At 68.1% G+C, this 14,637-nt stretch carries 8 protein-coding genes; 2 read left to right on the top strand and 6 right to left on the bottom strand.

What is annotated here, in order from left to right:
- Positions 1 to 174: 174 nt before the first annotated feature.
- Entirely contained in the window at positions 175 to 1,470 is a 1,296-nt protein-coding gene (locus BTH42_RS08650; protein WP_075297924.1) for an EAL domain-containing protein, read from the top strand.
- Between the two features lie 54 nt (positions 1,471 to 1,524).
- Here the strand turns inward: BTH42_RS08650 and arfB are convergent, their stop codons facing one another.
- Positions 1,525 to 1,929 (bottom strand): alternative ribosome rescue aminoacyl-tRNA hydrolase ArfB, encoded by a 405-nt coding sequence (arfB, locus tag BTH42_RS08645; RefSeq protein ID WP_075297922.1) that lies wholly within the window; start codon positions 1,927 to 1,929, stop codon positions 1,525 to 1,527.
- A gap of 189 nt (positions 1,930 to 2,118) precedes the next feature.
- Here arfB and BTH42_RS08640 point away from each other — a divergent pair, with 189 nt between their 5' ends.
- Positions 2,119 to 2,760, top strand: coding sequence for a VC0807 family protein (locus tag BTH42_RS08640; RefSeq protein ID WP_075297920.1), 642 nt, complete (start codon positions 2,119 to 2,121; stop codon positions 2,758 to 2,760).
- Between the two features lie 4 nt (positions 2,761 to 2,764).
- Here the strand turns inward: BTH42_RS08640 and BTH42_RS08635 are convergent, their stop codons facing one another.
- The 5 genes from BTH42_RS08635 to BTH42_RS35370 all read right to left on the bottom strand — a co-directional run.
- The gene (locus BTH42_RS08635; RefSeq protein ID WP_075297918.1) at positions 2,765 to 4,915 is read right to left on the bottom strand and encodes an AAA family ATPase; all 2,151 of its coding nucleotides are present in this window, start codon (positions 4,913 to 4,915) and stop codon (positions 2,765 to 2,767) included.
- On the bottom strand, positions 4,912 to 8,628 hold the full coding sequence (recB, locus tag BTH42_RS08630) for an exodeoxyribonuclease V subunit beta (protein WP_075297916.1): 3,717 nt from the start codon (positions 8,626 to 8,628) through the stop codon (positions 4,912 to 4,914). Before recB ends, BTH42_RS08635 begins: the two co-directional genes overlap by 4 nt.
- A complete protein-coding gene (recC, locus tag BTH42_RS08625; RefSeq protein WP_075297914.1) occupies positions 8,625 to 12,065 on the bottom strand; it encodes an exodeoxyribonuclease V subunit gamma in 3,441 nt (1,146 codons plus the stop codon). The genes recB and recC overlap by 4 nt, the downstream gene beginning before the upstream one ends.
- 377 nt (positions 12,066 to 12,442) lie before the next feature.
- The gene (locus BTH42_RS08620; RefSeq protein WP_075297912.1) at positions 12,443 to 13,468 is read right to left on the bottom strand and encodes a PoNe immunity protein domain-containing protein; all 1,026 of its coding nucleotides are present in this window, start codon (positions 13,466 to 13,468) and stop codon (positions 12,443 to 12,445) included.
- The coding region (locus BTH42_RS35370; protein WP_075297910.1) for a hypothetical protein at positions 13,465 to 14,637 on the bottom strand (1,173 nt) is incomplete at its 5' end. The genes BTH42_RS08620 and BTH42_RS35370, both read right to left, overlap by 4 nt.

The following is a 14,637-nucleotide window of genomic DNA, read 5'->3' as shown; positions in this document are numbered from 1 at the left end:
TTTGACCAATTCGCCGGAATCCAGCATGACTGGCATCGTCCTCCGCGTTCCCGGGCCGTATCCGCGTTGCCCCGGCGACGCTTCAGGCGAGCCGCCATTGCGCGCCGAATGGGTTTGCGCGCCCTCTCACCCGCTTGCCGCAACCATCCCATGTCAGCTCTCATGCCCGCGTCTATGCCATCCGTCAGCGAATTGAGTCTGAGCGGCCTGCTCCCGCATCTGGTTCGCGGCGAGTCCGGCTGGACCGCGACATGGCGCGCGCTGACCTTGCACAGCGTGTTTCAGCCGGTGCTGTCGGTCACCCATCAGTGCGTGGTCGGCTATGAGGGACTGCTGCGCGCATTCGATCCGGTCGGTCTGCCGGTCTCGCCGGAAGTGCTGTTTTCCGGCACCCGCTCGGCCGCCGAGGCGCGCGAGCTCGACCGCATCGCGCGCTGTCTGCATGTCGCGAACTTCATGGAGCAAGGCATCAGCACCGGCTGGCTGTTCCTGAACACGCGCCCGCAGGTGTTCGAGACCGGCTGGCCGCAGCGCGCGTTCATCGATGAACTGTCCGCGCATTTCGGGCTGCCGCAGGAGCGCATCGTGATCGAGGTGCTCGAGCAGCCGGCCGACGACGAATCCGCGGTCGCCAGCATGCTCGCCGCGTCGCAGCCGCGTGACTTCCTGATCGCGATCGACGATTTCGGCACCGGCTTTTCGAACTTCGACCGCGTGTGGCGCTTTCGCCCCGACATCGTCAAGCTCGACCGCTCGCTGGTCGCGCGCGCCGGCAAGCGCGAGGGCGACGAGTCGATGATCAGCCATCTGATCGCGATGCTGCATCAGTCGGGCACGCTGGTGCTGGCCGAAGGCGTCGAAACCGACGAAGAGCTGATGATCCTGATGCAGGCCGACGTCGATTTCGTGCAGGGCTTCTGGTTCGGTCTACCGAAGAGTTCGGTGCAGGCGGCCTGCACCAGGGTGCCGGAGCTGATCGCGTCGATCTGGAGCAAATTCGCCGACTACGAACGCGCGCATGCGAGCCATCAGCGGCTCGGCTTCGAGGGCTTCGCCGAGGCGGTGCTGGCCGCCGTCGATGTCTACAAAAGCACCGGCAATCTCGAACAGGCTGCGCAGCGCATCTGGCATCTGCCCGAGGCGCGCCGCGTGTTTCTCACCGACGGCCAGGGCGAGCAGACGCTGCCCTCGGTGACGGCCGCATCGGTGCCGCCCCCGCCGCGGCGGCTCGCGCCGCTCTATGCGGAGACCCGCAGCAACTGGTCGCGGCGCGCGTATTTCCGGCACGCGCTCGCCGCGCCGGGACGGGTCGCGATGATGGGTCCGCATTATTCGCTCGCCGATGGTCAGGACTGCTACACCGCGGCGATCGCGTTCGACAGCGGCGGCACCCACGTGCTGTGCGTCGATTTCGTGCCGGCGGCCGCGCCGCTCGCGGAGGTTCGCGCCAGCCGGCGCGGTAAGCGGTAGTCGACACGCCTGAGCAGTGGCAGTGAACGCTGGGAGCCGGTTCTGCGGCAAAGCCTACTCGTGAACCCGCCCCCGCCCCGACTTGACCTCGCTGCGCTTCGCCTTGCCCTCGAGCCGCCGCCGATTCGACGCGCGCGTCGGCCGGGTCGCGACACGCGTCTTGCGCGTCACGCTGACGCTTTCGATCAGCTCATCGAGCCGCGCGAGCGCCGCCGCGCGGTTCATCTCCTGAGTCCGGTGTTCCTGCGCCTTGATGATGACGACGCCGTCGCGCGTCAGCCGATGATCGGACAACGCCAGCAGGCGCATCTTCAACACCTCGGGCAGCGACGACGCCCGCACGTCGAAACGCAAATGGATCGCGCTCGATACCTTGTTGACGTTCTGGCCGCCCGCCCCTTGCGCGCGCACGGCGGTCAATTCGATTTCGTTCGGCGGGATCGGGTAGCGGGAGGTCATAGCTTGGGTCAGGTGGGGAGTCGTCAGTGTACAAGTGGTGCGCGGGACGGCCAACGCGACATACGTCAGATACGGGATACACGGCCCGCAAGCGCCGGTCCCTCGCCACGCCGCCGGCAACGAAAAACCATTTGCCGCGGCGCGTCCGCTCCATCGATACTGCCGCTTTCGCTTACAGCGTAAATTCGCATGAAAATCCGCCCGGGCTTCGTGCTCGAACTGGTCGTCAACTTCCTGCTGCCGTGGCTCGCATACCGGCTCGCGCGGCCGTACGTCGGCGAGACCGGCGCGCTGATCGCGTCGGCGGTGCCGCCGCTCGTGTGGAGCGCAATCGAGCTCGCGCGCTTTCGCCGCGTCGATGCGCTCAGCGTGATGGTGCTCGCGGGCATCGTGCTGTCGGTCGCGGCGATGGCGCTCGGCGGCAACGCGCGCATGCTGCTGTTGCGCGAGTCGCTGATCTCCGGCGCGATCGGCGTGGTGTTCCTGCTGTCGCTGCCGATGCGCCGGCCGCTGATCTTCTATCTCGCCCGCGCGAGCGTCGCGCGCGAAATGGCCGGTGGCGCCGCTCACTTCGAGGCGCTGTGGCGCGAGCGCCCCGGCCTCGCATCGGCGATGCGCTTCATGACGCTGGTGTGGGGCATCGGACTCACCGCCGAAACCGCGCTGCGCGCATGGATGGCGCTGACGTGGCCGGTCGAACGCTTCCTCGTCGTGTCGCCGTTCATCGGCTACGGCATCTATGGCGGCCTCGCGTTGTGGACGCTGTGGTACCGGAAAACGATGCGCAGCCGGCTGCAGGACGGCGCGCCGGCGAGCGGCGTCGCCGGCTAGGCGCTCACCGCCGCGCATCCGCGATCCGCGCGGCCAGCCCCGAATCGCGCTGGGTCGGCGTCGCCACCGCCTGCACGAACACCGCGCGCGCGCCGATCACTTCGACCCGTTCGCGCGCGCGCGTGATCGCGGTGTACACCAGTTCGCGCGACAACACCCGGCTGAACGCGGCCGGCAACACCAGCACCGCGTGCTCGAACTCCGAACCCTGCGACTTGTGGACCGTCAGCGCGAACGCGGTATCGTGCGGCGGCAGCGCGGCCGGCGACACTGCCCGCACACCACCGTCGCCGCTGCGGAAATAGACCCGCAGCGCGCCGCCCGCGCCCGGCAGCGCAATCCCGATATCGCCGTTGAACAGCCCGAGCGCGTAGTCGTTGCGCGTGACCATCACCGGCCGGCCGGCGAACCATTGCGCGCCGACCGCGAGTGTGACGCCCGCCGCCCGGCGCACCTGGGCCGCCATCGCCGCATTCACCTGATCGACGCCGCGCGCGCCGAGCCGCGTCGCGCACAGAATCCGGAAGCGATTCAGCGCGTCGAACAGCGGCAGCGGATCGGGCGCGTCGCCGGCGAGCGCCGCGGCCAGTGCCCGCGCGTACGGCGCGAAGCCGGCCGCGAGTCGCGCGATCGTGCGCTCGGTCAGCGTCGTGTGCGCGTCCTCGTGCAACGCCGCCGCGCACGGTTCGACCGGGTCGATTTGCAGCACGCCGAGCGCGTCGCTGGGCGAGCCGTTGCGGATCGCCAGCGACAACCGGCCGATCGGCGATTCGAGTCCGAACCGGTAGTTGCGCTCGAGCCAGACTACGCAATCGGCGAGCGGATTGGCGCCGCGCGCGGGCTGCGCTGATTGCGCTGATTGCGCTGATTGCGCGATCCGTGTCGAGCGTACCGAGTGCGGTTGCGCTTCGGCCAGACCACCGTCCGCCTCGGCACCCTCATCGGCAAGCGCGTCGAACAGATCGCCGCCCGCGCCCGGCCGCTGATCGAACGCGGGCTCCAACGCTTCCGGCGGCACGAAGAAATCGTCCGGCGGCGCGTCGTCGAATTCACCCGCCGCGCGCGGCAACGCGTTCGCGAGCCGCGCCTCGTCGAGATCGAGCGCCTGCGCGACCCGCCGCAAGCCGCTCGGCGTCAGCGCCGGCCGCGCGCTCAGTTCGGCGAACACCGCGCCGGCCTCGACCGCCGCGAGCTGGTCCTTGTCGCCGAGCATCACGAGCCGCGTGTGCGGCGCGATCGCGTCGAGCAGATGGGTGGCCATCGCGACGTCGATCATCGACGCCTCGTCGATCACCACCACGTCGTACGGCAGCGGGTTGTCGCGATGATGCCGGAAGCGCCCGCCCGGCCCCGAGCCCAGCAGCCGATGCAGCGTGTACGAAGTCTGCGGCAAGCGTGCGGCAAGCGCCGGCGGCAAGTCGCCGGCGCGCGCGAGCAGCGCTTCCTGCATCCGTTGCGCGGCCTTGCCGGTCGGCGCGGCGAGCGCGATCCGCAGATCGGCGCGCGCATCGAGCAGACACGCGAGCACGCCGACCACGGTGGTGGTCTTGCCGGTGCCGGGGCCGCCGCTGACGATCGTCAGCCGCCCCGACAGCGCCATCACCGCCGCGACGCGTTGCCAGTCGACCTGGTCGTCCTTTGGCACCCCGAAATAGCGCAACAGACGTTCGCGCAACGCGGCGGGATCGCTGTCGAGAGCCGCACCCTGCTCGTCGCCCGCCGCATGCGCGACGAGCGCGCGCGCAAGGCGCCGCTCGTAATCGTAGTAACGCGCGAGATACAGCCGCCCCTGCGCATCGATCACGAGCGGCCGCAACGCGGCGGCCGGTTGCGCATCGTCGTGGCTCAGCACGCTCGCCATCCCGCTCGCGGACAGCGCCGCGCGCACTTCGGCGCTCGACGCATCGAAGCGGCGCGCGAGCGTCGCCAGCGGCACGCACACGTGCCCTTCGGCGGTCGCGCGGCTCGCCGCGAACGCGGCGCGCGCGGCCCACTTCACGATCTCGGTCGACGCGCCGCCGCGCCGCGCCAGCATCCCGATACGCCGCGCGAAACCTTCGGCCAGCGCAATGCTGAAGTCGGCCGGCGCGGGCAGATTGACGCCGATGTCTTCGAGCCCAAGCGGCGCCGGCACGTCCTGTTCGAGCATGCTCATGCGCCACCTCCGATCATCGCCGCATCGAGCAGCGCCACCAGTTCGAACGGCGCGCGCCGCACGTGCACGCCGGCCGCGCCGTCGGCATCGCGCCAGTCGGGCCGCACGCCGCGCACGAACAGATACAGGTAGCCGCCGATATGCGTGTCGTACGCATAGTTGCGCACCCGCGTCTTCAGATAGCGATGCAGCGCGACCGTATAAAGCAGCGCCTGCAGGTGGTACGCGTGGCTCGCCATCGCCGCTTCGAGCGGCGCGGCCGAGTAATCGGCGGCGCTATCGCCGAGATGGTTCGATTTCCAGTCGACGATCCAGAAGCGGCCGTCATGCTCGACGATCATGTCGATAAATCCTTTGACGAAGCCGCGCAGCACACCGGGCTCCAGCGCGACATCGGGGTAACCGTATTCGATCAGCAGCTCGCGCAGCGCCGGAAAATCGAGCGACGGCGCGGCGAACAGAAACTCCATTTCGTTCAGCCGGCGACGCGGATTCAGCTGCGCGAGCGTCATCCCCGGCACCAGCTCGGTCGAGACCACATCGGCCAGCAGCCGCTGCATCATCGCGGGCAAACGCACCGCGAGTTCCGGTTCGGCCGGCGCGGGCCGCTCGCGCAGCGCGCCGATGATCGCGTCGCGCCACGTGTCGGGATCGCTGAAATCGGCGAGTTCGAACATCCGGTGCAGACACTCGCCGGCCGCCGCGCCGCGCGGGAACCCGAGAATGTCGTCGTCCGCGTGGGTGGGCGCCGGCGTCGCCGGCAGCGGCGCGAGCAGCGGCGCCGCCTCCAGCGCGTCGACGATTTCATCGTGATCGGGCCGCACCTCTTCGTGCGGCGCCTGCACGTGCGCGTCGGCGCTCCTGCCGCCCGCCGCGATCAGTCCGCTGAAGCTCGCCATCCGCCACTGATCGCGCAGCGGCCGCCGGGTTGCGCGCGCCAGCAGATGCGCGCTCTGATCCTGCAAGGTTTCGAGCGGCACGCGGCGCGTCACTTCGGGCAGCGGCTGCAAGCTGATCGAGCCGCCGCCGAGCGCCTGCCAGCTGGCGGCGAGCGCCGCTTCGTCGGGCGGCTCCGCGAGCCAGGCGTCGAACGTGTGGCCCGCGCCGCCGATCAGCCAGTTCAGCACGCTGCGGCGCGACTCCTTGGTCGAGCGCGCCGACAGATAGGTGCCGGCGACCAGATAGCAGCGATACACCGCGCGCGTGAGCGCCACGTAGACGAGCCGCGCGCGCTCCGCCGCCTGCTCGCGCACCGCGTAACGCGACGCCCGCTCGGCCTCTTCGTCGTCGCAGCCGTAATGCAGCACCGCGTCGCCGCTGTCGTCGTGATATTCGCGCGCATCGGGCAAGCCCGACGACGGCGGTTCGCGCAAGCCGCCGTCGTTCAGGAACGGGCAGAACACGACCGCGTATTCGAGACCCTTCGACTTGTGCACGGTGACGATCTGCACCAGGTTGCGGTCCGATTCGAGCCGCAATTGCGCGTCTTCGCCGCCGCCCTGCTCGCGCTGCGCGGCGAGCCAGCGCAAGGTCGGCGCGATGCCCGGCTGGGTCGCCGCGCGCGCCTGCATCAGTTCGGCGAGGTGGTTCACGTTGGTCAGACGGCGCTCGCCATCCACACCGGCGACGAGCCGTTGCGCGACCCGCAACTCGCGCATCAGCGTGCGCCACATCACCGCGAAGCCGCGGTCGTGCCACAGCATCCGGTAGCGCGAGAAACGTTCGACCCAGCCCATCGCATCGGCGGCTTGCGTCGGATCGTCAGGCACCGCCGGCGCGTCCGCGACCTGGGTCAGACGCCATAGCGCGGCCGCGTCGAGCCCGAGCCAGTCGGTCGCGAGCGCGGCGCGCAGCCGGCGCAGATCGCCGGGGGTATCGATTGCCGCCAGCACGCGTTCGATCTGCTCAGCGTCGAGCGTCGCGAACACCGACGCCTGCGCGAGCTCCACGCTGCCGACGCCCCACGCCGCCAGCACCCGTTTGACGAGGCTGCCCTGCTTGTGGGTCTGCACCAGCACCGCGATATCGCCCGGCGCGAGCGCCCGTTCGCCGAGCGTCACCGCGCCGCCGCGCGCGCCGCGCAGCAGCCGCACGATCTCGGCCGCGCACGCCTCGCTCGCGGCGCGCTGCGCGTCGCGTTTGCTTAGCGCGGCGTCGCCTTGCGGCAATGTCCAGACGCGGAAATCGCGTTCGTCCGCGGCAACATCCGCATCGACGAACGGCGCGCGGCGCCGCTCGCCCGCGCGCACCGGCTGATAGTCGAGCCCGTCGAGCACGAACGCGCGCGGGTTCGCTTCGAACACCCGGTTGCACGCGTCGACGATCGGCGCGGTCGAGCGCTGGTTGACCGCCAGCGTGTAGCACGCGGAAGCCGACTCGCGCGCCGCCAGATAGGTGTGCAGATCGGCCGCGCGGAAGCTGTAGATCGCCTGCTTCGGATCGCCGACCAGAAACAGCGGCCCGGCCGGCGCGAAGATCCGGCTGAAGATCGCGAACTGCAACGGATCGGTATCCTGGAACTCGTCGATCAGCGCGGCCGGATAGCGGCTGCGCAGCGCCTCGGCGAGCCACGGATGCGCGGCCAGCGCGCGATACAGGTTCGCGAGCAGATCGTCGAACGACACCACCCGGCGGGTGCGTTTGCGCGCGACCAGTTCGACCGGCGCGTAGTCGAGCCACGTCTGCACCAGCGCGAGCCAGCGCGCGCGCTGCGCGGCTTCGGCCGCGACCACCGCCGCCGCGAGCGCCTCCGCGTGCTCGAAGAACGGATGCGCGGGCGGCTCGAACTTGACCTTGGTCGCCTTCTTCAACGCCGACACGGTCAGCTTCAACGCGGCGCGCGGCGGCGCCGCGTGGCAGTCGCCCTGCGCGAAGTAGTCGTTCCACGCGGCAATCGCGGCGCTAACGTGCTCGGGCTTGTGGCTGGTCTTGCTCAGACGCTCCTGCGCGTCGTTGAGCAGCGCGACGATCGCGTCGCGCTCGGCCTGCCACAGTTCGCACGCGGCGTCGAAGCCGGCCTGCGCATCGGCGCTCGCGCCATCGGCCGCGACATTGCCCCAGCGCAGCTGCGCGAGCGGCTTTTTCAGGCGTCGCGCGAGCTGCTCGTCGAGCGACGCGGGGCCCGCGCGTTTCGCGACCAGCCACGCGGCGAACGCCGGATGCGCGTGCGCGACCGGCTCGACCTGCTCGCGCCAGAAATCGGCGGCGAGCTCGAAGCGCAGCGCGGCGTCGTCGGCTTCCATCTCGAACGCGAACGGCATCGCGGCGGCGAACGGCGCCTCCTGCAACGCGCGTTGGCAGAACGCGTGGATCGTGTGGATCGCGGCCTGATCGAAGGTGCGCAGCGCGCGGCGCACGACCTTCAACGCGGCGTCGCGCTCAATGCCGTTTTCCGGCGCGAGCGTCGTTTCGAACAGCCGGCGCACGAACGGATCGCCGCCGTCGTCGTCCATCTCGATCGCGCGATGCAGCTCCGCGAGCCGGCCGCGAATCCGCTCATGCAGCTCGGCGGTCGCCGCCTTCGTGAACGTGACGACGAGGATCTGATCGGCGTTCAGGTTCTTTTCGAGCAGCAGGCGCACGTACAGCGCGCAGATATTCCACGTCTTGCCGGTGCCCGCCGATGCTTCGATCTGGTTCACGCCGTCGAGCGCGCACGCGAATACGTCGAGTTCGTCGGCGACCAGTGCCTGATGATGCAGCGCGTCGCTCATGACACGCTCCGCAGATGTTGCAGCAACGGCTTGTAGACCAGCGCGGCGAGGCTGCCGAACGGTTCGTCGAGCGTGAGCGGCGTGCCGCGCAGCGCGATGCGCAATGCCGGGTCGTCGGATTCGCCGCGCACGCGGTCGTTGATCCACACGCCTTGTGCAGCGGAGTCGCTCTCGCTGACCTTGGTCCACGCGCTCTTCGGGAAAAAGCGCAGCGGCAACCGGCGGCCCGCGCGATACAGCGCGACGAGCGGCGCGAGTTGTTCGAGCGGCGCGGCGACCGGCGCGAACTCGAAGCTCTCGCCGCTGCCATGCCAGACCGTGCGGCGCGGCCCCTGAGGCTGCGCCGCGCAATAGACCAGATGCGCGAGCCACGCGGACAGGTAGTCGCGCGCGGTGGCCTTGGCGTAACGAAAAATCACCTGTCCGGTTCCAGTCAGCAGATTCAGGGTGCCGCGCAATTGCAGCGGTGGTTGGGTTGCAGCGGTGGCAGCGGTGGCCTCCGCGGCCTCGCGCAGCGGCGCGTCGTACGCACCGAACAGCCGGATCGGGCCTTGGCCGTGAGCGGCGCTGTCGTCGAACGACGGCCAGCGCGGCTTGATCTCCAGCGCGAACGGCAGGCGCTCGACGCCCGACGCCACTTCGCGGCGCACCGCGAGCGCCAGTTGACGCAACGCGTTCAGTTCGCGCGAACGCCATACCGCGCCGGTCGCGCCGTTGGGCAGTTCGGGGCTTGCGGCGGCGACGCGCTGTACGCGGCCGAACATCGTGTCGTCGTCGGTATCGGTATCGAGCAGCACCGGCAGCAGACGGTCGGCGAGCGCGTCGCGGCCCGCGTAGTCGAGTTCGAACGGCTCGGTATCGAGCAGCTCGCCCTGCGCATCGGCGAGCGCGATGCCGAGGCGATCGCGCAGCAGCGCGCGCGCCGGATGACGCCAGAAACGCACGAAGTCGTCGAACTCGATTTCCCGCGTGTCTTCCGGCGGCAACGGCTGGTCGAAGAACGGCGCGGCGGGCGCATGCTGCGGTTCGGCGAGCAGCGTCGCGAGTTCGGCGCGGTCGGCGTCGTAAGTGAACAGATCGGGCTGCGCGGCGAAATAGTCCGATGCGAACGCCTGCAACGGATGCTCGACCAGGAACTCGCGCCGCGCGTGCTCGACCTCCGCGGGACTCGCGTGTTCGCCCGCCGACACCTGCGCGAGGTGGTCGAGCAGTTCATCGACCAGCGCGGCCGGCGGCAACGGCGCGTTGTCGCGAATGCTGCGGCCGGTGTACGAAATGAAGAGCCGCTCGCGCGCGGCCAGCAGCAGCTCGAGAAACAGATTGCGCTCGTCGTCGCGGCGCTGGCGGTCACCGGCCTTGCCGAACGCGGCCATCAGATCGAACTCGTCGGCCCGCGCGAGCGACGGCAGCACGCCGTCGTCCATGCCGACCAGACACACGACGCGGAACGGCAAGCCGCGCAAGCTGGTCAGCGATGAGAACGTCACGCTGCCCCACGGCACGCCGCCGCGCGCGGGGTCGTCGAGCGCTTCGCTGAGCGCGCTGCGCACCACCGACGCCGGCAACGGCACCTGCTGCGCGCCCGCCTGCATCGCGGCGCTCATCGCGTCGAGCGCATCGCGCACCGCCGCCAGCGAATCGGCGAACTCGACGCCGCCGTCGAAGCATTGGCCGAGCGTTTCGAGCAGCAGCTGCGACCACTCGGCCGGCGTGCGTTCGAGCGCGCAGTTCGCCGCGAAGCTCTCGACATCTTCAACGAAGCGCGACAGCCGGCCGAGCAGTTCCGCGCCCGAGCCGTCCGCGCCTTCGACCGGCAGCCACGCATCGACCGGCTCGCCGCCGGCCGGCATCGCGTAGCCGAGATAGAGCCGCGTCAGCGCATCGGCGAACGTATGGCGCGCGACCGGCACGTGCTCGCCGACCGGTTCGAGCGGCGCGAGCCCGCGCCGCGCGCCGGCCGCCGCGAGCCATTCCTGCGCGGCCTCCAAAGCGTTCGCATCGATCCCGTAGCGCACAGCGATCGCATCGACGCGCAGCCATTCGATCAGATCCGGCGCGCCGACGCTGCGCTCGGGCAGCGCGAGCCAGTCGAGCAGCAGACGCGCGACCGGGTTCGCCTGCGACGGCGGCAAGCCGGTGATCCGGTACGGAATGCGACGCGTGTCGCCGGCCGGCGTGGTGCCGAACACGGCGTCGATCAGCGGGCCGGCCGCGGCCAGATCCGAGACCGCGACCAGCACATCCGACGGCTGCAAGTCGTCGAATTCGTCGAACCAGCCGAGCAGGCGGTCGTGCAGCACTTCGAGCTGGCGCGACAGGCTGTGGCACACGTGCACCTCGATCCCGCGTTCGATCGGCAACTCTTCCGCGTCGCTCTCCGCGCGCAGTTCGAGGATGCCGTTCTGCACCGCGGCGAGCCAGCTCGGTTCGGGGTTCTCGCTGAACTCGCCGGTCTCCGCCGACGCCGCGCTTTCGGTCAGCTCGTGCAGCATATGCAGTTGCGCCTGGGTCTGGCGGCCCCATTCGGCCAGCAGCGGATGGCCGACTTCCTGATAGTCGAGCTTGCCGGCCGCGTCGAGCGCCTGCACGCGCCCTTCGCTGACCACGTCGAACCAGAACTCGCGGCACGGATTCATCACGTACAGGCGTACGTCGATCCAGCGCGACAACGCGCGTAGCAGCGCGACATGCAGCGGCGGCATGGTCGGCAGCGCGAACACGCTGACCGCCTCGGGCCACTGCGCTTTCGAAATCGCGTCGAGATCGAGCTTGCCGATTTCATCGAGGAAGCGATACGCGGGCGGCAGCGCGTTGACGGAACCGCGCGCGGCGCCGCTCGCTTCTTCCGCGCTTTGCGCCAGTTCGGCCAGCACCGCGCGCCACAACGCGGCCTGCCAGCGCTCGTCCTCGCGCGCCGACTCGCTCGCGCCGGTCAAACGGGGACCCGTGTCGTCGGGTGTGCCGCTCGCGAAGATCGAGCCGCCCTTCTGCCATTGCAGCAGCCACTCCGGGCGATAGGTCAGATAGTGGTCGAGCACGGTCGCGACGCGTCGCGCGAGTTCGTAGCGCATCGACGGATCGGCCGCGTCCAGATAGGTGCGCAGACGCGGCGACGCGTTCCACGGCAGCGCTTCGTCCGCGTCGGCGAGCAGCCGGTAGCAGCGCCACACGAGCCGGTCCGGCGCGAACGGCGAATGCTTCGGCACGTCGATCACGCCGCCGATCCGCGCCCACAGCCATTGCGCGAGATAACCGAAGTCGATGTTCGCGCAGATGCCCTGGCGCGCGGCGATATCGAGTTCGAGCCGCCGGCGCACGGCCGCGCTCGGCACGATCACCGGACGCGCGGTCCACGGGTCGGACGGCGCCTCTCCGAGGTCGTCGAGCAGCGCGCCGACCAGCGTTTCGTAGCGGTTCGAGTAGAAGAGTTGAAGCATGGATTCGGATCAGGCGGTGGCTGGCGAGCGGGGCCCGCAAGCCGCCGCCGGAATTGAAGCGACAGCATAACAAACCGCCCCGTCGGCGCATAACGCGGACCGCCGTCCAAGCAGGACCTTCAGCCCGACAGTCAGCCGAAGCTCTGGCTTACGTTTTCTATTGGCGAGCCAGACGGAAGCAATGACCGCGCCGCACTCCCCGTGGGTCAGTTTTGGACGAACATCAACAAGCAGAGAACCGCGCGGCCTTCATCTGCGCTTTCCGTGGCGACGCGCAATTCACCAGGCGTGCGCTCGTGGACGAGCACCGAGGCTAGCGGTGACACGAAAAGCGGCACCGCGTCCGGGTGCCGAAATTTCCCTCAAGGATCATGCCTTCAGTCTTCGCGGGTCGGACCACCATCCTCACGACCCATCACGACCCACGTCACCGGGCCTTCCTTGCCGTCGCGACCGATGCCCGCGGGGAACGTATCGCCCTCCTTGAAGAAGCGCTCCTGGACGAATGCCCCCGGCGATTCGAGAACCCCCCAGCGCCCTGCATGCGGGCATTGCTCGCCGGTTCGACGCGAGATATGCGGCTTCGGCGTGTCAGCGGCGCGGGCTGCGGCCTGTTGCTGGCGCGCGTAGTCCACCAGGTCCTTCGGATACACGAGATTGTCGCGATAGCTGCTGTCATCAATGTCCCACAGCACCGTCACCAGCGCGGCTTCCAGGCACCAGTAGCCGAAGTACAGGCCGTCCGTGTGCGCGCCATGCCAGTAAGCCGGCTTCATGCCTTTGTACCAGCCATCGACAAACTCATTGACCAGCGCGGGCCTCTCTTGTGGCGCTCTTACCGTCGCACTCGCGAGCGGGCGATACGGCACGGCATGGAGCACCACGCGAGGCGCTTCAACGTGCGTGCCAGTCAGTGCCTGCACTACGTTTTCGAAAAGGCCGTCACGCCCCCGGTTGTACTCCCGGGTCTTGTCCACCCAACCGATTATCTTGGGAATGAACTCGGAATGGCCCAGTAGCCTGCATAGCGCCAGCAGCCAGAACACATACACGTACGCGTCAAGCTGGGTAATCTCCAGTGTGTCAGCCACATTCTCGGGCGGGTTCTTACTGCGTGGCGAAACCTCGTGCTGAATGTAGATATCAAAGCGCTCGATAATCTCAGGTAACAGCGCCTTCAATTCTCCGACTGGAGAGCCTGCCGTGTACTGCAGGAGAAGCAATTGCAGACTCTTGGACGCTATTGCCCATCGGTTACTCGCATCGGCGCCGGGTGCCTTAGGCTTGTCTGAAGCCAGCGATTCACTTGCGAGTTCAATACCATAGCTATAGCTGTACTTATTATCCAGGTACGTCTTCTCATCCAGAAATTTCTGCCGCCGGGTTTTGTTGAAATCAGTCATTCGAAACTCTCAGATGTACTAGTACCAGGAGAAGGTGAGGCAGGCTGGGCTGGCTTGTCAATGTTCATTCCAGCCCTTACCACATCAATCAACACGAACAGCTTGGACGATGATCCGGTTGCGCCGGGGAGGCAAACGAAAATCCAACGCGCATATCGGCTATCACGAATCTTTTGTTCTTTTTTTAGACTAGCCTCTAGAGTCAGATTCCCAGCTCTAGTACCTCGGTTCAGAGCCTGAGGAATCCGTTCTTCAGTCCACGGCACACTCATCTGCGTGCCATCACAGGTTTCCCCCAGCCGCCGCTTTGTTTCCTTCTTTATACCCTCGGTATCGTCGGGATCGAAGCTCTTCGATATGTGCTTTGCTTCGAATACCACGAACAGCGGATAGGCTACCGGACTCGTCGCCTCCGGGCTGAGCATCTTGTATTCTGGCTTCGGCGGCCTCATGGTTTCAGGAATGAACACGAGCTTGCCTCCGGGTGGTGGCTCGCTCACGATATTCGGCATCGGGTTCGGTGCGCTCATATCGCCCTGCTTCTCGAACAGGCCGTCGAGGCCCCGGCCCTTCGGTGGATCGACAAGCCGTTTGTAGCGAAGCGACCTCTCCATCAGGACGTAGCCATCGTTCTCGCATTTCGCCCCGTTCTGCTTGTTGATTTCCGTCTGCGGCTTGCACTCGTTGTTGACCGTATTGACCTGGACAACGGTCTTCACCTGCGGCGCAGGAATCGCCAGCTTCTTCTGACGCGCATAGGTTTCCTGCTGCCGGCGGATTTTTTCCAGCTCCTCGTCTTCCCCTTCGTTCAGACCCGGTGAATAGGTAAGCAGTGCAATCCCGGCAATGACTGGCAGCGATGTCAGTTTCGTCAATATCCGCGTCAGGACCGATGCTTCCGCTTCCGCTGCGGCGGGAAGTACGGGGTTGGGCACGTCGAAGACGGGGGGACTTCTCAGCCACGGCGAATTGTCGGGAGCCACAAAAGCAACCAGGCTCGATGCCGCCCGTAGCTTGTCGTCTTCCTCCTTCAGCACCTTCAACCACGCCTGAGTCTCGGCCTGAGCATTCTTCCCGCCCCCCGACCAGTCGAACGATTCGACGTACTGCTTCGCGTCACCGTAAGCCTGACTGTGCATGAAGGCCCGCACGTCCGGCCAGGTTCCACC

The organism is Burkholderia sp. SRS-W-2-2016 (genome assembly GCF_001931485.1).
Taxonomy (GTDB): domain Bacteria; phylum Pseudomonadota; class Gammaproteobacteria; order Burkholderiales; family Burkholderiaceae; genus Paraburkholderia.
This window is presented reverse-complemented; position numbering and strand designations above follow the sequence as displayed.